Below are 18,658 nucleotides of genomic sequence, written 5' to 3'. Positions count from 1 at the left end.
TCACCCAGCGGCAGGGGGCGGGCGCCAGGCGGACATCACGTCGTTCGGTCGGGCGGTCTTCGCCGGATCACGCTCCACGAGTTCGTCGAGCACGGTGTCGATCCGGGCGATCAGCTCGTCGTCGAGCCGTACCGTGGCGGCCTTGGCCGTCTCGGCGAGCTGCTCCGGCCGGGACGCGCCGACGATCGCGCTCGCCACGGTCGGACGGGCCAGCACCCACGCCACCGCCAGCTGGGCCATCGTGCAGCAGGCCGCCTCGGCGACCGGTCGGAGCTGACGTACCCGGGAGAGCAGCAGATCCGAGGAGTAGCGGGCGATGAACGCGCCACCGAAGCCGTCGGTGGCCCGGGAGCCGGCGGGCGGACGTCGACCAGGTTCGTACCGACCGGTCAGCACGCCCATCGCGAGTGGCGCCCAGGCGAGCTGGCCCAGGCCGAGGTCCGCGCAGGCGGGCGACACCTCGGCCTCCACCACCCGCCACACCATCGAGTACTGCGGCTGGTTGGCGATGAACGGGATGCGCAGCTCGGCGGCGAGCCGCAGGCCCTCGCGCAGCTGCGGGGCGGTCCACTCGGAGGCGCCGACGTAGAGCACCTTGCCCTGGCGGACCAGGTCGGCGAAGGCGAGCATCGTCTCCTCCAGCGGCACGCTGTCGTCGTACCGGTGCGCCTGGTAGAGGTCGACGTAGTCGGTGCCCAGCCGGCTCAGCGAGGCGTGGCAGCCCTCGATGATGTGTTTGCGGGACAGCCCGGCGTCGTTGGCCCCCGGCCCGACCGGTAGGCACACCTTCGTGCACAGCTCGATCGAGCTGCGCCGGACGCCGCTCAGAGCCTTGCCCAACGCCTCCTCGGCCCGCCCGTTGGCGTACCGGTCGGCGGTGTCGAACGTGGTGATGCCCGCGTCCAGGGCGGCGGCCACGCACGCCGCCGCCGCGTCGTCGTCGAGCTGGTTGCCGTGGGTGACCCAGTTGCCGTACGCGACCGCGCTGACGCGCAGGCCCGACCGGCCCAGTTGCCTGTACTCCATACCGAGGATCCTCGGGCCGCCCCGCGCTGTCGCCGAACCGTTCGACCGTGGTCGAATCCGTGGGTGATCGAGGTTCGGTTCTCGCCCGACGACCTGAGCCGGGTCCGGTTTGTGCACTCGCCGCTGGCCGAGCTGGTGGCCAGCTCCTGGGCGTTACGCAAGCCGACGAAGTACTGGATGCACCGCCCGTGGCGGGAACGCGCGGAGCGGCTGCTGCCGGACGCCGGCCTGGAGCCGCTGCTGGCGGTGCTCAGGTCGTCCAACGGTTACGTACCGGATTTCCTCACCCCGATCGGGGCGGCACCGAACCTGGCCGCCGAGCTGCGGGCGGTCGCCGGCACCGACCCGTCCGTGGTGCGCCGGCAACTGGACCGGGCCGGCGCGCCCCGGCTGACACCGGACGAGCTGGTCGCGCAGCTCCATCGATACTTCACACTGCTGATCGCACCGGACTGGCCCCGACTGCGGGCGCTCGCACTGGCCGACATCCGGCGGCGGACGCTGCTCGCTGCCGAGCAGGGTGGGCGCATCCTGCTCCGCGAGCTGCACCCGTTGATCCGCTGGGACGGCGCGGCACTGCGGGTCGCCGTCGGCACGAGCCTGCCGGCCGGCCTGGACGGACGCCCGTGGACGCTGCTGCCCACCTCCTTCTCCGGGCCGACGGTGCACGCGATCATGGAGGGCGATGCCGGCCCGGCCCTCTGCTATCCGCCCAGTGGGCTGGGCGGGCTGTGGGCTTCGCCGCCGCCCAGCGCCGCGCTGGCCGCCCTGCTCGGCGGTACGCGGGCGGCGGCCCTCGCCCTGCTCGACGCACCGCTGAGCACCGGTGAGCTGGCCGCGATGCTGGGTCTCGCGCCGGCGACCGCGTCGCACCACCTCACCACGTTGCGGGACAACGGCCTGATCGTCGGCGTACGCCAGGGACGGGTGGTGCGTTATGCCCGAACTGTCCTCGGTGACCAACTGGTCGGCTGACCTCCGGCCCGTGATGTGGGATCCAGCACGCGGACATTGGCCGGCCCCCATGGGGTGTGGCAGCATGAGCCCATGACCGCCGCAGTCGTCCGCCGCTTCGTGGCACGTCGCCACGTCGATTACGGCCGCGTGCGCAGCGCGATCTGTCCGGCCAACTGACGACGCCCGACCAATCCGTCTCGGGCGCGCTCCGCGCCGGCTGTCCCCGACACCGTTGTCTTGCCCGCTTCGCCGGGCCGGCCGCCGCGCCCCGCGTGCCCCGAGGCACAGCAGACAACGGAGGACGCCGCGATGGCGGTCAGCAGCATCCCGGCCCGTTCCGAGGACCCGACGGCTCGCCCGACCCGAGCGCCGCGCCGGCCACGGGGTGAGGGTCAGTGGGCGCTCGGCCACCGTGAGCCGCTCAACCCCAACGAGCGGATCAAGAAGGACGACGACCCACTCAACGTTCGAGCCCGCATCGAAACCATCTACGCGCACCGCGGCTTCGCCTCCATCGACCCGCAGGACCTGCGCGGCCGGTTCCGCTGGTGGGGCCTCTACACCCAGCGCAAGGCGGGCATCGACGGTGGGCGCACCGCCGTGCTGGAGCCGCACGAGCTGGAGGACGAGTTCTTCATGCTCCGGGTTCGCATCGACGGCGGTCAGCTCAGCCTGGCCCAGCTGCGGGTGATCGCGGACATCTCCCGGGAGTTCGCCCGGGACACCGCCGACATCACCGACCGGCAGAACATCCAGTACCACTGGATCCGGGTCGAGGACATGCCGGAGATCTGGCGTCGGCTGGAGTCGGTCGGCCTGCAGACCACCGAGGCGTGCGGCGACTGCCCGCGGATCGTGCTGGGCAGCCCGGTCGCCGGGGTGGCCCGCGACGAGCTGCTCGACCCGACCCCGGCGATCGACGAGATCGTCTCGCGGTACGTCGGTGACAAGCAGTTCTCCAACCTGCCCCGCAAGTTCAAGACGTCGATCTCCTGGCTGGTGGACACCCCGTACGAGTCGAACGACATCGCCTTCCTCGGTGTCGACCACCCCGAACACGGCCCCGGCTTCGACGTCTGGGTCGGCGGGGGTCTCGCCACCAACCCGATGCTCGCCAAGCGGCTCGGCGTCTGGGTGCCGCTGGCCGAGGTGCCGGACGTGTGGGCCGGGGTGGTCGGGATCTTCCGCGACTACGGCTACCGCCGACTGCGCAACCGGGCCCGGCTGAAGTTCCTGGTGGCCGACTGGGGCGTGGAGCGCTTCCGCGAGGTGCTGGAGAAGGACTACCTCGGTCGTACGCTGATCGACGGCCCAGCGCCGATCCTGCCCTCGAAGCCGATCGACCACGTGGGCGTGCACGAGCAGGCCGACGGGCGGCACTACGTGGGCGCCGCCCCGGTGGTCGGGCGGGTTTCCGGCGCGCAGCTCAGCCAGCTCGCCGACGTGGTCGAGGCGCACGGCAGCGACCGGGTGCGGCTCACTCCGTACCAGAAGCTGCTGGTGCTCGACGTGCCGTCGGAGCGGACGGAGTCGCTCGTCGACGCGCTGCGCGGGATCGGTCTGGAGGCCCGGCCGTCGGCCTGGCGGCGCGGCACGATGGCGTGCACCGGCATCGAGTACTGCAAGCTCGCCATCGTCGAGACGAAGGCCCGTGGCGAGGAGTTGGTGGCCCGGCTGGAGCAGCGGCTGCGCGACTTCGACGCGGACATCTCGATCCACATCAACGGCTGCCCGAACGCGTGTGCCCGCACCCAGGTGGCCGACATCGGGCTGAAGGGCCAACTGGTGGTCGGCCCGGACGGCCGGCAGGTCGAGGGTTTCCAGGTGCACCTGGGCGGCGGCCTGGGCATGGCGCAGGGGCAGACCGCCGGGTTCGGCCGCAAGCTGCGCGGCCTGAAGACCACCGCCGACGAGCTTCCGGAGTACGTGGAACGGCTGGCCCTTCGCTACCTGGCCGGTCGCAGCGAGGGCGAGACGTTCGCCAACTGGGTGATCAGAGTCGACGAGGAGGAACTGCGGTGAGCAGCGAGAACCGAGCGGCACCTCTGCACTGCCCGTACTGCGGCGAGGAGGACCTGCGGCCGCACGAGTCGGGGCACGGCGCCTGGGAGTGCCACGCCTGCACCCGGGTCTTCTCGGTGAAGTTCATCGGGCTGCTCAGCCGGACGGTGACCCGGTGAGCGCGGGTCTCGTCTCGGCCACGAGCCTGCGCCTGGTGGGCCCGGGCGCCTCGGCACCGGCCGACCCGAGCGGGCGCAGCCCGGACGAGCTGCGGGCCCTGGCCGAGCAGGCCGCTCGGGACCTGGAGGGCGCCCCGGCACTGGAGATCGCCCGCTGGGCGGCGCAGACCTTCGGCGAGCGGTTCTGCGTGACCAGCTCGATGGCCGACGCCGTGCTGGCGCACCTGGTGTCCCGGGTGGCTCCCGGGGTGGACGTGGTCTTCCTCGACACCGGGCTGCACTTCCCCGAGACGCTGCGGGTCCGTGACGAGGTGGCCCGGACGCTGCCGGTGAACGTCCGGTCGATCCGGCCCCGGCTCACCGTCGGCCAGCAGGACGGCCAGTACGGTCCGCGACTGTTCAACAAGTCACCGGACGACTGCTGCCAGCTGCGCAAGGTGGAGCCGCTGGAGCGGGCGCTGAGCGGGTACGACGCCTGGGCCGCCGGTCTGCGTCGGGACGAGTCGCCGACCCGGGCCAACACCCCGGTGGTGACCTTCGACGCGCGCCGCGGCAAGGTCAAGGTGAACCCGATCGCGGCCTGGTCGCAACGGGACGTGGACGCCTACATCGCCCGGTTCAACGTGCCGGTCAACGAACTCTTCAAGCAGGGGTACGGGTCGATCGGCTGCTGGCCGTGCACCCGCCGTACGAAGGCCGGCGAGGACGCGCGGGCCGGCCGGTGGGCGATGTTCGAGAAGACCGAGTGCGGGCTGCACGTCTGACCTCGCCGGGCACGACAGTGACCGGTGCGGCCGGCGGGGCGGACCCGGTGGTGCTCGTCGCGCACGGCAGCCGTGATCCGCGAGCGGCCGATGCCACCCGGGCGCTGGCTCGGGCGGTGTCGGCGGCCCGGCCCGGCACACCGGTGTGGGCGAGCTGGCTGGACCACACCGAGCCGGGGCCGACCGAGCTGCTGCGTCAGCTGGCCGTGGCCGGTCACCGTCGGGCGGTGCTGGTGCCACTGCTGCTGACCGCCGCGTACCACCATCGGGTGGACATTCCCGCGGCGGTCGCCGCGGCCACCCGGTCCGGGCCGCCACTGGCGGTACGGGTGACCGACGTGCTCGGCCCGGCGGACGACACCCCCGATCCGGCGCTGCTGGCCGGGCTGTGCCGTCGGCTGGGTGAGACGTGGCCGGATGGCTCGACCGCGTCGCGTCGGGGCGGCTTGGACGCGTCGCGTCGGGGCAGCTTGGACGCGTCGCGTCGGGGCGGTTTGGACGCGTCGCGTCGGGGTCGGTTCGACGCGTTGGTGCTGGCTGCGGCGGGCACCCGGGATGCGCGGGCGCGCCGCTCGGTGGGCCGGGTTGCCGATGCGCTCGGCGTGGAGTTCGGGGTGCCCTGCCGGGTGGCGTACGCGTCGGCGGCTCCACCGGCGGCCGGCGTGGCGGTGTCCCGGTTGCGGGCGTCCGGCGCGCGGCGGGTCGCGGTGTCCGCGTACTTCCTGGCGCCGGGGTTGTTCCATGACGCGGTGGCCGAGGCGGCCGGGGCGGCGGGTGCGGTGGCGGTTGCCGCGCCGTTGACCGACGCGCCGGAGCTGGTCGAGTTGGTGCTGCGCCGGGTCGACGATCGGCCCGTGCTGGCGTCGACGGGCTGATCCGGTGCCGGCCTCGACGGGGCTGATCCGGTGCCGGCCCGGTGCCGGACAGCGGAACGCCCCGGTGGGCGAACCCACCGGGGCGTACAGCTGTGTCGTTGGGGATCAGGCGGAGTGAGCGCGCAGCACCCGGAGACCGCCGCGCCGCTTGACAGCGCGCCGCTCCTCCTCGCTCATTCCGCCCCAGACGCCGGCGTCCTGACCAGACTCGAGTGCCCACTGCAGGCACTGGTCGGTCACGGAGCAGCGCCTGCAGACGGCCTTGGCCTGCTCGACCTGCAGGAGAGCCGGTCCGGACGTCCCAATCGGGAAGAACAGCTCCGGGTCCTCGTCGCGGCAGACAGCATGGTGACGCCAGTCCATGGCGGCAACACTCCTCATTCTGGATGGGTGGCAAATATTGCTTGTCGTGCTTTCCCTATATGCATCCGCAGTGCCGAGGTGACAGTTAGCGTTCGTCCATTCGGCAGTGCGTGAGCAGGCAGTTAGTGCCGGGGACCTGCTGGAACAGCTCAACCTGACGAGCATATCCAGGCAATGTCCCGGTAACTCAAGTTCGCTTGTGAATACTTTCACGAACAGTCGTGATGTCAAGGGTGACGCTCGGAAAAACTCCGGGCGGTGAGCAAGCCCACAACCCGTTTGTCCGGGTTTCCGCGCTTTCCTGGTTACCCGGCGTGCCACAGTCGAGGATCAATATAGTACAGTCCGCGTGACATTGCTGACATTTCCGGCACCTGCCCCTCGGTGTGGCGGCGACCCGGCCGATCGGTTGTGGCCACCGTGTCGACCAACTGCGGTACCCGAGACCTAGCAGATTACTCTCAGTGCGGCCGGAACGGAGGTGAATCTGACTTTCTCCCGCTCGCCGAGATAGTCCCCGTCCAGCTGGAACGCCTGCGGGCGGCTGGAGACCAGGGTAAACTCCGCCGTGTCATGGAGTCGTAACACCTGACGACCGCGCGGATTCGGTTGCCGGGACAGGAACTGCGTCACTGTCCGTGTTGTGCTAGCCACCCGGAGCTGACGCAACGCCAGTACGTCCAGCCCGAGATCGAACGACGCCTCCGGGTTCGGGTTGACCTCCCGGTCGCCCAGGTACGTCCACGGGGCAGTGTTCTGGATGATGACGGTGGCCAGCTCGGCCTCCGCCGGCTCGCCCGGGCGCTCCAGGACGATCGCCGGGTGCCGCCGGTCCGAGGCGAGGAAATACTGGTTCATGATCGAACGCAGGTAGAGCGACGGCGTGGACACCCGCCCCTTGCGCCGGGCCTGCTCCACCCGGTGGATCACCGCGGCGTCCAGGCCGAACCCGGCGCAGAAGGTGAAGTAGCGGTCGTCGGCGCGGCCCAGCCCCACCGTCCGGCTGCGGCCCAGCCGCAGCCCCTCCAGGATCATGCTGGTCGCCTCCGGCCACTCCCGGGGCAGCCCCACCGCGCGGGCGAACACGTTTGTCGAACCGCCGGGGACGGTGGCCAGCGCGGGCAGTCGCTCGGCCATCGGCGCATCACCGGCGCGGGTCGGCGGCTCGGCCGTCATCAGGCCGTTCACCACCTCGTTCACCGTGCCGTCGCCACCCAGGGTGACGACCAGGTCGACCCCCTCCGCGGCTGCCTCCCGGGCGAGCGCCACGGCGTGCCCGCGCCGACGGGTGTAGCGCACGCTGAGATCGACTTCGCTGCGCAGCGCCCGGACAAGCACGTCCCGGCTGCGTTCGCTGGTGGTGGTGGCCTTCGGATTGACCACCAGGACGGCCCGCATGGGCGGCACTGTACCTGCCGGCAGCCCGGGTATCGTGGCGCGCGTGACCATCGACTCGGACCCGATCCCCGTCACGCTCCGCTGGGCGGTCCGGCTGCTGTGGGCAGAGGCGGCAGTCGTCGGGCTGATCGCCGTCTGGCTGATCTGGGCCGACCTCACCGCCACCCGCACCGACCTGCTGGCGGCGTTGCTGGTGACCGGGTTCGCCATCGGCGCGGCCGTCGTGCTCTGGGCGCTGGGACGCGCGCTGCTGCGCCGTCAGGCGGGCGCACGCGCCCCCGCCATCGTGCTTCAGCTGATGCTGCTGCCGATCGGTTGGTTCATGATCCAGGCTGGGCTGGGCTGGCTGGGCGTGCCGCTGATGGCGCTCGGCCTGGGCGTGGGCTGGCTGCTGGTCTGCTCCCCGACGACCCGTGCCCTCGGCTTCCAGTGACCACCAGGGTGGGCCGGGTCGGTCAGTAGCCGCCGGAGCGGCGGGTGAGCAGCGCGATCGTGGCCCGGCCGTCGGCCGACGTGGCGGACGCCGACGTGGTCAGCGCGGTGAGCACCTTCCAGGCGAAGGACGACTCGGCGGGCAGGGTGGCACCGCGCACGGTCGGCACTGTCACCTCGACGGTGAGCGCGTCCTCGGTGACCGCGAAACGGCACTCCAGCTCGGCGTCGCGGGTGGCGATGGCGAGCAGCATGGCGCACGCCTCGTCGACAGCGATCCGCAGATCCTCGATCTCGTCGAGCGCGAACTGCAACCGGGCCGCGAGACCGGCGGTGGCGGTGCGAAGAACGCCGAGGTAACCGCCGTCGGCGGGCACCGTGAGGTGCACCACGTCGTCGTCGGTCGCTGGCTGGCCAGTCAGTTGAGTCACGCCTCATCCCCCCGGTCGGGGACTCTACCCGGTCAGTCGCCCGTACGCGTGCCGGCGGTGGTGACGTGATCGGCCAGCTGGCGGAGCGCGTCGCCGCTGAGCCGGTAGGGAACCCACTCGCTCATCTGCTCGGCGCCGATCGAGGCGTAGAAACCGGCGGCCGGGTTCCAGTCGATCATCCACCACTCCAGCCGCCGGTAGCCGCGTCGTACGCAGATGTCGGCCAGCGTGGCGAGCAGCAGCCGACCGGCGCCGGTGCCCCGGGCGGCCGGCCGGACGTAGAGGTCCTCCAGGTAGATGCCGTGCACGCCGGCCCAGGTGGAGAAGTTGAGGAACCACAGTGCGAAGCCGACCGGCTGGTCCTGCTCATCCACCGCGACGTGGCCGAAGAGCGCCGGAGCGCTCGGCTCTTCCGACGTCGCGCCGGCACCGAACAGGGCCGAGGTCAACTGCTCGGCGGTGAGGTGGCACTGCTCCGGCGCGCGTTCGTACTCGGCCAGCTCGTGCACCATGGCGACGACGGCCGGCACGTCCTCGGGACGTGCCGGCCGGATCGTCGGGATGACCGGAGAGGTCACGCCTTCTTGGTCTCCCAGAAGATCTTCGAGATCTCGTCGATCTTCGCGAGCAGCTTGTCGGCGGTGGCCGGGTCGAGGCTGCCCTTGACGCCACCGGCGCCGGCGAGCTTGGTGGCCTCGTTGAACAGGCTGTGCAGGTTCGGGTACTTCTCGAAGTGCGGCGGCTTGAAGTAGTCGGTCCAGAGCACCCAGAGGTGGTGCTTGACCAGCTCGGCGCGCTGCTCCTTGATGATGATGGCGCGGGTGCGGAACTCCGGGTCGGTGTTCGACTGGTACTTCTCGCAGATCATTTTGACCGACTCGGCCTCGATCCGGGCCTGGGCCGGGTCGTAGACACCGCACGGCAGGTCGCAGTGAGCGCTCGCGGTGACGCGGGGCGCAAGGATGCGCGGAAGTCGCATCGGGATCCTCCATGGGAAGTTTGCGATGATCAAAGGCGACATTACTCCTGGAGATGCTCCCCCAACCGGTTGAGGTGAAACCAGTGACCGCCGATCACCCGGCTGAGGCGCCCCGGCTGCGGAGGCCGCTGACCGCCGTTCTGGTGACCGGCCCGTCCATGGTCCCGACGCTGCGGCACGGCGACGCGGTGCTGGTTCGCGTCGGTGGCCGCCCGATCCGGGCCGGTGACGTGGTGGTCGCGGTCTTCCGGACCCGGCCCGATCTGCTGGTGGTGAAGCGTGCGGTCCGGTCGCAGGACGGCGGCTGGTGGCTGCGGGGCGACAACGACCTGATCACCGACGACTCCCGGGCGTACGGGGTGGCCGACGTGCGCGGACGGGTGGTGGCCCGCTACTGGCCGCGCCCGGGACGGGTACCTCGCCGGCAGTTATGACCCTGCTCACATCCGAGGGGTGGTGTCGACACTATGCTCGGAAAGTGCCCGGGTGACCCCCCGCACCGCGTGCCACCGCCCGCCGCCCACCTCGCGGCGGGGCCGGCCGCCTCACATCTGCTCGACAGATCCTGGAGTCACCACCATGTCTTCGTCCACCGTGGACCCCGCTGATCCCGTCTTCCAACTGCACCGGGGCGGCAAGATGGCCGTCACCTCGACCGTGCCGCTCACCAGCCGGGAGGACCTCTCCCTGGCGTACACCCCAGGGGTGGCCCGGGTGTGTGAGGCGATCGCCGCCGACCCGGCCCTGGTGGATGACTACACCTGGGTGTCGCACACGGTCGCGGTGGTCACCGACGGCTCGGCGGTGCTCGGGCTGGGCAACATCGGCCCCCGGGCCGCGCTGCCGGTGATGGAGGGCAAGGCCGTGCTGTTCAAGCAGTTCGGCGGCGTGGACGCGGTGCCGGTGTGCCTGGACACCCAGGACGTGGACGAGATCGTCGCGGTGGTGCGGGCGTTGGCACCCTCGTTCGGTGGGATCAACCTGGAGGACATCAGCGCCCCGCGCTGCTTCGAGATCGAGCGTCGACTCGACGAGGCGTTGGACATCCCGGTCTTCCACGACGACCAGCACGGCACCGCGATCGTGGTGCTCGCCGCGCTGCGCAACGCCGCGACGTTGCTCGACCGCAAGCTGGGTGACCTGCGGGTGGCGGTGAGCGGCGCGGGCGCGGCCGGCGTGGCGGTGACGAAGATGCTGATCGCCGGGGGCGTCAACCCCGACCAGGTGGTGGTCTGTGACTCCAAGGGGATCATCGGCCGCCACCGCACCGAGCTGACCGGCACCAAGGCCGAGTTGGCCGCGAGCACCAACGCCGACGGCCGGCACGGCGACGTCACCGAGGCGCTGCGCGACGCGGACGTGCTGGTCGGGGTCTCCGGCGGGCAGATCCCCGAGGCGGCGGTGGCTCAGATGGCGCCCGGCGGAATCGTGTTCGCGCTGGCGAACCCCACCCCCGAGGTGCACCCCGAGGTGGCCGCCCGGCACGTCGCGGTGGTCGCCACCGGGCGCAGTGACTACCCCAACCAGATCAACAACGTGCTGGCCTTCCCCGGGGTGTTCCGCGGTGCGCTGGACGCCGGCGCCACCAGGATCACCGAGGCGATGAAGGTCGCCGCCGCGGACGCCATCGCCGGTGTGGTGGCCGAGTCGCTGACCGCCGACGCGATCGTGCCGTCCCCGCTCGACCCGCGCGTCGCGCCGGCCGTGGCCGAGGCGGTCGCCGAAGCCGCCCGCCGCGACGGCGTCGCCCGCCGCTAGGACGCACGCCTGGGCCGGGGGTTCTCCGGGGCAGCATGCGCCGCCGGCTCTACGCGCACGCGTGGGCCAGGGGCGCTCCGGCGAAGCATGCGCCGCTGGCCTACGCGCACGCCTTCTTAACGAGCGCTCAGCTTGTTACCGTGCCGATCATGCGTGCTGCCTTTGCCTCCCGTTTCGACGACGCCGACCCGCTCGCCGCGCTCACCGTCGGTGAGCGGCCCGAGCCGACCCCTCCGGCGGACGACTGGGTGACCGTGCAGTTGCGGGCCACCTCGCTCAACCACCACGACCTCTGGTCGCTGCGCGGGGTGGGTCTCACCGAGGCCCAACTTCCGATGATCCTCGGCTGCGACGCGGTCGGGGTGGACCCGGAGGGGCGTCCGGTGGTCGTCTACCCGGTGGTCGTCACCCCGGGTGACCCGCGCGGGGTCTCCATCCTCTCCGAGCACTTCGCCGGGACGCTCGCCGAGCGGGTGGTCGTACCCCGGTCGAATCTGATCCCGCTGCCCGACGGCATGGCGGCGACCGACGCGGCGTGCCTGCCCACGGCCTGGCTGACCGCGTGGCGGATGCTGACCACCAAGGGCCGCGTCGCGGAGGCCGACAGCGTGCTGGTCCAGGGCGCGGGCGGTGGGGTGGCCACCGCGGCCGTCGCGCTCGCCGTCGCGATGGGCAAGCGGGTGTACGCGACCAGCCGCGACGCCGTGAAGCGTGACCGGATCTCCGCCCTCGGCGCCACCGCCGTGGAGCCCGGCGCCCGGCTGCCGGAGCGGGTCGACGTGGTGATCGAGACGGTCGGCGCGGCCACCTTCGACCACTCGCTGAAGTCGGCCGCGCCGATGGCCCGGATCGTGGTCTCCGGCGCGACCGCCGGGCACGAGCCGTCGGTCAACCTGCGCCGCGTCTTCGCCATGCAGCTGGAGATCCTGGGCACCTCGATGGGCACGCCCGGCGAGCTGTACGAGCTGCTGGCGTTCTGCTCGGACAACGAGGTGCGCCCGGTAGTCGACTGCGTCATCCCGTTCAGCCGGGTCGAGGACGCCTTCGCCCGACTGCACTCCGGCGACGCCTTCGGCAAGGTCGTCATCGACCACGAGGCCTAACGCCCGCCTGTCCGCGCCGCGCTCGCGTCGCGCCGCGCCATGATCTGCGCAACATCGGGGAAACTGCTGCATTCCGGCGTGCCGAGGCAGCAACATCCCCGATGTTGGCAGATCTTGGGCGTGCGGCGTGCGGCGTGCGGCGCGGGGCGCGAGGCGCGGGATCAGAGGTGGTCGTCGAAGGTGGCGATGTCGCCGCGCGTCGCGTCGGTGGAGATGCGCTTCTTGGCGTCCGGGTCGCCGTAGAGCGACCAGCGTAGGAACTCGACCGAGGTGTCCGAGACGACCCGCAGCGTCGCGCCGTCGCTGAGCAGCGCCCGCCCGTGGTCGCCCTTCGGCAGGCTCAGCATCGCCTTCGGCCAGGGCACCTTGTCGTAGGCGGCCTTGCCGGCCGCGTACTCGACCACCTCGTCCAGCTCACCGTGCACGAACAACTGCGGGGCGGCGGCACCGGCGAACGCGGTACCCACCCCGAGCGCCGTGCCGGCGAACACCACTCCCGCGTCCAGCCGTTCGTCCCGGCTCGCGGTGAACAGGCCGATGGTGGTCACCCCGCCCGCCGAGTGCCCGGCGGCGGCCACCCGCTCACCGTCCAACCGGCCGCGCAACGCGTCGCCGGCCTTGCCGTCCAACGCCAACACCTGATCCAACGCGTACGACACGTCGGCGGGCTGGTTGAGCACGTCGAGGACGTTGTTGTCAGCGCCCCGGGAGGTGTGCGGGAACGCGGGCGCGGCCACCACGAAACCGGCCGCCGCCCAGCGGGTCAGCAGCGTGGCGTAGTCGTCCGGCCGCCCACCCAGGCCGTGACTGAACATCACCACCGGGAACCGGCCCTCCGCCGCCGTCGCCGACCGCTTGGCTGCTCCGCCGGACTGCCCGGCCGCCGGGTACCAGAGCGTCGTCGGCAGCGCGCGGCCGTCCCTGTTCAGCTTCAGCTGGCGTACGCCGACAGCGAAGGCGCGCTGCGGGGCTTTCCCGGCGGGTACCTGCGGTGTCGGGGTGGCGGCGGGCGGTGGTTCGACGGGCGCCTGCTGGCTCTCGGCCTTCCTGGCGTCCGCCGAACAGCCGACCAGACCGGCCAGGAGCAGGGCGCTGGCCAGCAGGGCGGGGGTGACACGACGCGACATGAGTCCGATTGTGCCTCGCCCCGCAGACCTGCCCGGCGCACTTCGGCACTGTGTGCCCGCCCGCTCACCCACAGCTCAGGGGGCGCGCCGCGGAGCGGGGGCGAGATCGCGCAGCCGGGCCAGGTCGTCGGCGTCCTTCGGGCGGCGCTGACGTTCCGGCATCCAGACCGGGTACATCTGCTTGAACTCGATCTGGGCGGCCACCGAGATGGTCGGCACGGTGAGCGGGCCGATCCGGCCGGGTGGGGCGGCCAGCATCCCGGCCGGCAGTGGGGTGCCGGCCCAGGACCCGGCACCCACCGTCGGTCGGCCGGCGGCATCCCGACCCAGGTACGCGAAGCTGACCTCCACGTCGGCGGCGAACAGGTCAAGCTGCAACCGGGCGGGCATCCGCGGGTCGGGAAGCCAGCCCCGGGCCAGCAGCAGGTCGGCCAGCCGGTCCGCGTCGTCGCGCCAGCAGTACCAGTCGACGTCGACGTGCGGGCGGGTCACAGTGCCGAGCTGGAAGTCCATCGCCCAGCCGCCGCGCAGCCACACCGGGATGCCACAGGCCCCGGTCACCGTGATGACCTCGGCGATGCTCGCCAACTGCCGGCGCGCAAGCTCGTCCACCGCAGGACCGTACCGACAGCGGCAGGGGTCAGTGGGCCGGGCGGGACTCGTAACGGGTCAGGTTGGGGGAGTGGGCGTCGGTGCGGAGGCGGGCGGCGGCAACCTGATCGCCGTAGAGGGTCCAGCGCAGGAAGTCGGTGGTGGTGGCGAGGACCGGGGCGAAGCCCGGGTGGCCCGGCGTGAGGTACGCCCCGTGGTCCTGGTCGAGCAGGCTGAGGAACGCGGCCGGCCCGGGGGTGCGCGCGTACGCGGCCCGGCCGACAGTCACCGGCACCACCGGGTCAGCCGTGCCGTGCACGAAGAGCACCGGCGCGGCTGGCCCGGCGAAGCTGCCCGGCAACCCGCCGCCGGCGATCACGATCCCGGCGCGTAAGCGGGTCTGGTGGCCCTCGCTGAACATGCCGGAGGTGGTGAAGCCGCCCGCCGAGTGCCCGGCGGCGGCGATCGAGGTCAGGTCGAGGTGCCCGGCGAGCGGATCGGCGCGGTTGCGGTCGAGCCGCCCGAGGTGCCGGATCAGCCGCCAGGCGTCGGCCGGCTGGTGGCGTACGTCGGCCCGGGTGAAGTGCGCGGCACCCTGCCGGGTGTGCGGGTACGCGGGTGCGGCCACCACGAAACCGGCCGCCGCCCAGCGGGTGGTCAGGCCGGCGTGCAACTCGGGTCGGCTGCCCAGGCCGTGGCTGTAGATCACCACCGGGAACCGTCCGGCCGCCACCTGACCGGTCGACGTCGGGTACCAGATCGTCACCGGCAGCGGGCGCGCCGAACGCGGATCGAGGGTGAGCGTACGCACGCCGACGGCGTACGACCCCTCAAGCGCTCGACGCGCCGGCACCGGGTCGGTGGCCCCGCCGGCCACTGCCGTGGCCGGCGCGCAGCCGGCCAGCAACGCTGTCACCAGTACGGCCAGCAGCCGGCCCGCCCCCATCGTTTCACGGTAGGTGCCCGGGAGGGCGTAACAGCCCCGCCGTCCGGTTCGGCTGCACCGGCCACCCGGTCGGGTCACCTCCACCGGCCGGGTCCACCCCCGCGACGCCGTGGACCGGGGACGGTGCCGCGTGACCAGCTTCGCTAGGGTCACCGACATGCCTGAGAACTACACAGACCCCAGCGGCAACACCGAGGCGTTCCGTGCCTTCACCCAGACGCCGGAGGCCGCGGCACCGGCGGAGGCCCCGTCCCGCCTGCCGCTCATCATCGGCGCGGCGGTGGTCGTCGTGGTGCTGGTGGCCCTCGTCGCCTGGCTGGCGACCGGCTGAGTTCGTCGCCTGGCCGGCGACCGGCTGAGCTGGTCGCCTGGCTGGCGGCCCGGTGATCCGTGGCCTGGTCGGGCGGGCGACTGAGCTGGTGGCCCGGTCGCGCGGGCGACTGACCGAGCCGTCAGGCCGCCTCGATCAGGTCCCGGGTCTGTCGTGCGATCTCCCGCTCCTCGTCGGTGCGGATGACGCAGACGCTCACCTCGGCGCCGTCCGGTGAGATCACCCGGTCGCCGTCACCGTCGTTGCGGGCGTCGTCCACGCTGATGCCGAGCCGACCCAGGCCGGCCAGCGCGGCGGCCCGCACCGGCGCGGCGTGCTCGCCGACCCCGGCGGTGAAGGTGATCGCGTCGACCCGGCCGAGCAGCGCGTAGTACGCCCCGACGTAGCCGGTGATGCGCCGGCAGTACACCTCGAAGGCCAGCGTCGCCGCCTGGTCACCGGCAGCCCGACGCTCGAGGACCTCGCGCATGTCGTTGGCGCCGGTCAGCCCGAGCAGGCCGCTGCGGTGGTTGAGCAGGTCGTCGATGTCGTCCACCGACAGCCCACCCTCCCGGCGCAGGTGGAAGATCACGGTGGGGTCGATGTCGCCGCTGCGGGTGCCCATCACCAGCCCTTCGAGGGGGGACATGCCCATCGAGGTGGCGACGCTGCGACCGTTCTCGACAGCGCACGCGCTGGCGCCGTTGCCCAGGTGCAGGGTGATCGTGTTGACCTGCTCGTACGGTCGGCCCAGCAGTTCGGCGGTGCGGCGGGACACGTACGCGTGTGAGGTGCCGTGGAAGCCGTACCGGCGGATGCCGTACCGCTCGGCGGTGTCCCGGTCGATCGCGTATGTCGCGACGGCCTCGGGCAGGGTGTGGTGGAACGCGGTGTCGAAGACGGCGACCTGCGGCACGTCCGGCAGCGCCGAGCGGGCCACCTCGATGCCCGCCAGGTTGACCGGGTTGTGCAGTGGGGCGAGCGGGATCAGCTCGCGGATCGCGGCCAGCACCGCGTCGTCGACGAGCACCGGCGCGCTGAACTTCCGGCCGCCGTGCACCACCCGGTGCCCGACCGCCGCCAACCCGGTCAGGTCCAGCCCGTCCAGGATCTGCTGGACCGCCTCGGTGTGGTCAGTCGGGCCGCCACCGGGCTCACCGATGCGTTCGACGGTGCCGTGGTCCAGCGCCCGCTCACCGTCGTAGCGGCGCCACTTCACCGACGACGACCCGCAGTTGAGCACCAGCACCTGACTCACGACGCCTCCTCGGTGGCCGCCTGGATGGCGGTGATCGCCACCGTGTTGACGATGTCCGTCACCAACGCGCCCCGGGACAGGTCGTTCACCGGTCGGCGTAGACCCTGCATGACCGGGCCGACGGCGACCGCCCCGGCGGAGCGTTGCACCGCCTTGTACGTGTTGTTGCCGGTGTTCAGGTCCGGGAAGATGAAGACCGTGGCGTGGCCGGCGACCGGGCTGCCCGGCAGCTTCGTCGCCGCCACCGCCGGGTCGATCGCCGCGTCGTACTGGATGGGCCCCTCGACCAGCAGGTCGGGCCGGCGTTCCCGGACCAGCGCGGTGGCCGCGGCGACCTTCTCCACGTCCGCGCCGGCACCGGAGCTGCCCGTGGAGTACGACAGCATCGCCACCCGGGGTTCGATGCCGAACCGGGCTGCGGTGTCGGCCGACGAGATCGCGATGTCGGCGAGCTGGGCGGCGTCGGGGTCGCGGTTGACGGCGCAGTCGCCGTAGACCAGCACCCGGTCGGCGAGCAGCATGAAGAAGACGCTGGAGGCCACCGAGACGTCCGGCAGCGTACGGATGATCTCGAACGCGGGCCGGATGGTCGCGGCGGTGGTGTGCGTCGCGCCGGAGACCATGCCGTCGGCTCGGCCGGTCGCCACCATCAGGGTGCCGAAGTAGTTGGGCTGCGCCACGATGTCGTGCGCCAACTCGGCGGTGACGCCCCGGTGGGCGCGCAGCCGGGCGTACTCGGCGGCGAAGTCGTCGCGCCACCCGCTGGTGACCGGGTCGACCAGGTGCGCGTCGCCCAGGTCGATGCCCAGCTCGCGGGTGCGCCGGGCGATGTCGTCCGGCCTGCCGAGCAGCGTCAGCTCGGCCACTCCGCGGCGTAGCAGGATCTCCGCCGCGCGCAGGATCCGCTCGTCGGTGCCCTCCGGCAGCACCAGGTGGCGGGGCTTCGAGCGGGCCCGGTCGATCAGCTCGTTCTCGAACATCAGCGGGGTGACCCGCGCCGACCGGCTGACCCGCAGCCGGCGGGCCAGGTCGTCGGTGTCCACGCAGCGTTCGAACGCGCCGAGCGCGGCCTCCACCTTGCGGGGATTGGCCGCGCTGGGCCGGCCCTCGATGCGGCTGGACGCGGCCACCGTGTCGTAGCTGTCGCTGCGCACGGAGAGCACCGCCAGCCCGGTGTTGAGCCCCTCCACCAGCCGCATGACCCGGGGGTCGGGCTGCTCGCCGAGGGTGAGCACCAGCCCGGCCACCGACACCTGCCCGGCCACGTGCGCGGCGCTCGCGGCGACGAGCAGGTCGGCCCGGTCCCCGGGGGTGATCACCAGGGCGCCCTCGGTGAGGTGGCCCAGCAGGGTCGGCACATGCGCCGCGCCGACCACGAAATCCAGCACGTCGCGACCGAGCGCGGCGTCGTCCCCGGCCAGCAGGGTGGCGCCGAGCGCCGCCGCCACCTCGGCCACCGTCGGCGCCGACACGCTCGGCACCTCCGGGATGGCGTACGCGGGCACCGGCAGGTCGGGCAGCGTCATCGGCTCGGACACCCGGTTGGCGATCACCGCGAGCACTGTCGCGCCCAGGTCGGCCAGGTCGTGGTACGCCCCCCGCATCGCCGCCGCCACGGCCGCCGGCTCCTGCCCGAAGCCGTCCACCACCGGCACCACCACGCTGCCGAACTCCGTGGCCAGCCGGGCGTTGAAGGCCAGCTCGCGGGGGCGGGCCGGATCACCCGGGTCGTCGAAGTCGCTGCCCACCACGACCACCGCCGGGCACTGCCGTTCCACCGCCCGGTAGCGCTCGACGATCGCGGAGATCAGCTGTTCCCGTCGGCCGTCCGCGACCAGCGCGGCGGCCTCGGCGTAGCTCGCCCCGGCCAGCTCGGCCAGCGGCACCTCGACCCGGTACCGCTCGCTGAGCAGGGCGAGGATCGGATCCTGCCCGGTGTCGGCGACCAGCGGCCGGAACACGCCGATCCGCCCGACCTGGCGGGACAGCAACTCCGCCAGCCCGAGGGCGATCGTCGACTTGCCTCCGCCCGAACCAACGCTGGTCAGATACACGCTGCGAGCCACAGCCCCCACCCTAGAAGATCGCGAGACTCCCCACCCGGGCCCTACGGCCCCTGAGCCGCCGCCGTCACCGGCCGCAGGCCGGGTACGAACCCTC

At 72.4% G+C, this 18,658-nt stretch carries 21 protein-coding genes; 10 read left to right on the top strand and 11 right to left on the bottom strand.

The features are described from left to right. Positions 1–1,026: an aldo/keto reductase family protein gene (locus tag AB0C03_RS23900; RefSeq protein ID WP_357638888.1), complete on the bottom strand. Its 1,026-nt coding sequence runs from the start codon at positions 1,024–1,026 to the stop codon at positions 1–3. Positions 1,027–1,089: 63 nt separating this feature from the next. On the opposite strand from AB0C03_RS23900, the gene AB0C03_RS23895 reads away from it, so the two are divergent. The 5 genes from AB0C03_RS23895 (at position 1,090) to AB0C03_RS23875 (ending at position 5,802) form a co-directional block, all read left to right on the top strand. Continuing rightward, a complete protein-coding gene (locus AB0C03_RS23895) occupies positions 1,090–2,001 on the top strand; it encodes an ArsR/SmtB family transcription factor (RefSeq protein ID WP_357638886.1) in 912 nt (303 codons plus the stop codon). Positions 2,002–2,292: 291 nt separating this feature from the next. Further along, entirely contained in the window at positions 2,293–4,005 is a 1,713-nt protein-coding gene (locus AB0C03_RS23890) for a nitrite/sulfite reductase (RefSeq protein ID WP_357638884.1), read from the top strand. Then, complete coding sequence (locus AB0C03_RS23885; protein ID WP_167337345.1) at positions 4,002–4,163, top strand: hypothetical protein; 162 nt, start codon at positions 4,002–4,004, stop codon at positions 4,161–4,163. The genes AB0C03_RS23890 and AB0C03_RS23885 overlap by 4 nt, the downstream gene beginning before the upstream one ends. Continuing rightward, positions 4,160–4,927 (top strand): phosphoadenylyl-sulfate reductase, encoded by a 768-nt coding sequence (locus AB0C03_RS23880; RefSeq protein ID WP_030336676.1) that lies wholly within the window; start codon positions 4,160–4,162, stop codon positions 4,925–4,927. Before AB0C03_RS23885 ends, AB0C03_RS23880 begins: the two co-directional genes overlap by 4 nt. Continuing rightward, entirely contained in the window at positions 4,909–5,802 is an 894-nt protein-coding gene (locus tag AB0C03_RS23875; protein WP_210866759.1) for a sirohydrochlorin chelatase, read from the top strand. Before AB0C03_RS23880 ends, AB0C03_RS23875 begins: the two co-directional genes overlap by 19 nt. A gap of 105 nt (positions 5,803–5,907) precedes the next feature. Here the strand turns inward: AB0C03_RS23875 and AB0C03_RS23870 are convergent, their stop codons facing one another. After that, positions 5,908–6,165, bottom strand: a complete 258-nt coding sequence (locus AB0C03_RS23870; protein ID WP_007072794.1) for a WhiB family transcriptional regulator — start codon at positions 6,163–6,165, stop codon at positions 5,908–5,910. Positions 6,166–6,612: 447 nt separating this feature from the next. Then, a complete protein-coding gene (locus AB0C03_RS23865; RefSeq protein WP_030336678.1) occupies positions 6,613–7,563 on the bottom strand; it encodes a diacylglycerol/lipid kinase family protein in 951 nt (316 codons plus the stop codon). A 43-nt stretch (positions 7,564–7,606) separates the two neighbouring features. On the opposite strand from AB0C03_RS23865, the gene AB0C03_RS23860 reads away from it, so the two are divergent. Continuing rightward, complete coding sequence (locus tag AB0C03_RS23860; RefSeq protein WP_030336679.1) at positions 7,607–7,996, top strand: hypothetical protein; 390 nt, start codon at positions 7,607–7,609, stop codon at positions 7,994–7,996. Between the two features lie 22 nt (positions 7,997–8,018). On the opposite strand, the gene AB0C03_RS23855 is transcribed toward AB0C03_RS23860, so the two are convergent. The 3 genes from AB0C03_RS23855 to sodN are packed head-to-tail and all read right to left on the bottom strand — an operon-like array spanning position 8,019 to position 9,405. Beyond that, positions 8,019–8,426: an ATP-binding protein gene (locus tag AB0C03_RS23855; RefSeq protein WP_030336681.1), complete on the bottom strand. Its 408-nt coding sequence runs from the start codon at positions 8,424–8,426 to the stop codon at positions 8,019–8,021. A 32-nt stretch (positions 8,427–8,458) separates the two neighbouring features. Continuing rightward, on the bottom strand, positions 8,459–9,004 hold the full coding sequence (locus tag AB0C03_RS23850) for a GNAT family N-acetyltransferase (RefSeq protein ID WP_030336683.1): 546 nt from the start codon (positions 9,002–9,004) through the stop codon (positions 8,459–8,461). After that, positions 9,001–9,405, bottom strand: coding sequence for a superoxide dismutase, Ni (gene sodN, locus AB0C03_RS23845; RefSeq protein WP_030336684.1), 405 nt, complete (start codon positions 9,403–9,405; stop codon positions 9,001–9,003). The genes AB0C03_RS23850 and sodN overlap by 4 nt, the downstream gene beginning before the upstream one ends. A gap of 53 nt (positions 9,406–9,458) precedes the next feature. Here sodN and AB0C03_RS23840 point away from each other — a divergent pair, with 53 nt between their 5' ends. The 3 genes from AB0C03_RS23840 to AB0C03_RS23830 all read left to right on the top strand — a co-directional run bounded on the left by AB0C03_RS23840 (position 9,459) and on the right by AB0C03_RS23830 (position 12,266). After that, a complete protein-coding gene (locus tag AB0C03_RS23840) occupies positions 9,459–9,839 on the top strand; it encodes a S26 family signal peptidase (protein WP_051708804.1) in 381 nt (126 codons plus the stop codon). Positions 9,840–9,984: 145 nt separating this feature from the next. After that, complete coding sequence (locus AB0C03_RS23835) at positions 9,985–11,163, top strand: NAD(P)-dependent malic enzyme (RefSeq protein ID WP_030336688.1); 1,179 nt, start codon at positions 9,985–9,987, stop codon at positions 11,161–11,163. Between the two features lie 140 nt (positions 11,164–11,303). Next, positions 11,304–12,266: a zinc-binding dehydrogenase gene (locus AB0C03_RS23830; protein WP_030336689.1), complete on the top strand. Its 963-nt coding sequence runs from the start codon at positions 11,304–11,306 to the stop codon at positions 12,264–12,266. Between the two features lie 161 nt (positions 12,267–12,427). On the opposite strand, the gene AB0C03_RS23825 is transcribed toward AB0C03_RS23830, so the two are convergent. The 3 genes from AB0C03_RS23825 to AB0C03_RS23815 all read right to left on the bottom strand — a co-directional run bounded on the left by AB0C03_RS23825 (position 12,428) and on the right by AB0C03_RS23815 (position 14,930). Beyond that, positions 12,428–13,393, bottom strand: a complete 966-nt coding sequence (locus tag AB0C03_RS23825) for an alpha/beta hydrolase family protein (protein ID WP_030336691.1) — start codon at positions 13,391–13,393, stop codon at positions 12,428–12,430. A 75-nt stretch (positions 13,394–13,468) separates the two neighbouring features. Beyond that, positions 13,469–14,005 (bottom strand): nucleotidyltransferase domain-containing protein, encoded by a 537-nt coding sequence (locus tag AB0C03_RS23820; protein WP_210861704.1) that lies wholly within the window; start codon positions 14,003–14,005, stop codon positions 13,469–13,471. A 28-nt stretch (positions 14,006–14,033) separates the two neighbouring features. Then, positions 14,034–14,930 carry an alpha/beta hydrolase family protein gene (locus AB0C03_RS23815; RefSeq protein ID WP_357638879.1) on the bottom strand — a complete coding sequence of 299 codons (897 nt, stop codon included), beginning with the start codon at positions 14,928–14,930 and terminating at the stop codon, positions 14,034–14,036. Between the two features lie 157 nt (positions 14,931–15,087). Between AB0C03_RS23815 and AB0C03_RS23810 the strand changes: the two genes are divergently transcribed. Then, the gene (locus AB0C03_RS23810; protein ID WP_279519143.1) at positions 15,088–15,261 is read left to right on the top strand and encodes a hypothetical protein; all 174 of its coding nucleotides are present in this window, start codon (positions 15,088–15,090) and stop codon (positions 15,259–15,261) included. 121 nt (positions 15,262–15,382) lie between these two features. Here AB0C03_RS23810 and AB0C03_RS23805 read toward each other — a convergent pair whose 3' ends face one another. Both AB0C03_RS23805 and pta read right to left on the bottom strand, forming a co-directional pair. Continuing rightward, positions 15,383–16,498 carry an acetate/propionate family kinase gene (locus tag AB0C03_RS23805; protein ID WP_357638877.1) on the bottom strand — a complete coding sequence of 372 codons (1,116 nt, stop codon included), beginning with the start codon at positions 16,496–16,498 and terminating at the stop codon, positions 15,383–15,385. Continuing rightward, positions 16,495–18,573, bottom strand: a complete 2,079-nt coding sequence (pta, locus tag AB0C03_RS23800; RefSeq protein WP_210866757.1) for a phosphate acetyltransferase — start codon at positions 18,571–18,573, stop codon at positions 16,495–16,497. The genes AB0C03_RS23805 and pta overlap by 4 nt, the downstream gene beginning before the upstream one ends. Between the last annotated feature and the right edge of the window lie 85 nt (positions 18,574–18,658).

Origin of the sequence: Micromonospora parva (assembly GCF_040649675.1) — a bacterium.
GTDB lineage: Bacteria > Actinomycetota > Actinomycetes > Mycobacteriales > Micromonosporaceae > Micromonospora > Micromonospora parva.
This window is presented reverse-complemented; position numbering and strand designations above follow the sequence as displayed.

Coding starts and splice junctions, on each gene's coding strand:
- AB0C03_RS23900 (WP_357638888.1), bottom strand. CDS start 1,026: ATGGAGTACAGGCAACTGGGCCGGTCGGGCCTGCGCGTCAGCGCGGTC.
- AB0C03_RS23890 (WP_357638884.1), top strand. CDS start 2,293: ATGGCGGTCAGCAGCATCCCGGCCCGTTCCGAGGACCCGACGGCTCGC.
- AB0C03_RS23870 (WP_007072794.1), bottom strand. CDS start 6,165: ATGGACTGGCGTCACCATGCTGTCTGCCGCGACGAGGACCCGGAGCTG.
- AB0C03_RS23865 (WP_030336678.1), bottom strand. CDS start 7,563: ATGCGGGCCGTCCTGGTGGTCAATCCGAAGGCCACCACCACCAGCGAA.
- sodN (WP_030336684.1), bottom strand. CDS start 9,405: ATGCGACTTCCGCGCATCCTTGCGCCCCGCGTCACCGCGAGCGCTCAC.
- AB0C03_RS23840 (WP_051708804.1), top strand. CDS start 9,459: ATGCTCCCCCAACCGGTTGAGGTGAAACCAGTGACCGCCGATCACCCG.
- AB0C03_RS23835 (WP_030336688.1), top strand. CDS start 9,985: ATGTCTTCGTCCACCGTGGACCCCGCTGATCCCGTCTTCCAACTGCAC.
- AB0C03_RS23825 (WP_030336691.1), bottom strand. CDS start 13,393: ATGTCGCGTCGTGTCACCCCCGCCCTGCTGGCCAGCGCCCTGCTCCTG.
- AB0C03_RS23815 (WP_357638879.1), bottom strand. CDS start 14,930: ATGGGGGCGGGCCGGCTGCTGGCCGTACTGGTGACAGCGTTGCTGGCC.
- AB0C03_RS23810 (WP_279519143.1), top strand. CDS start 15,088: ATGCCTGAGAACTACACAGACCCCAGCGGCAACACCGAGGCGTTCCGT.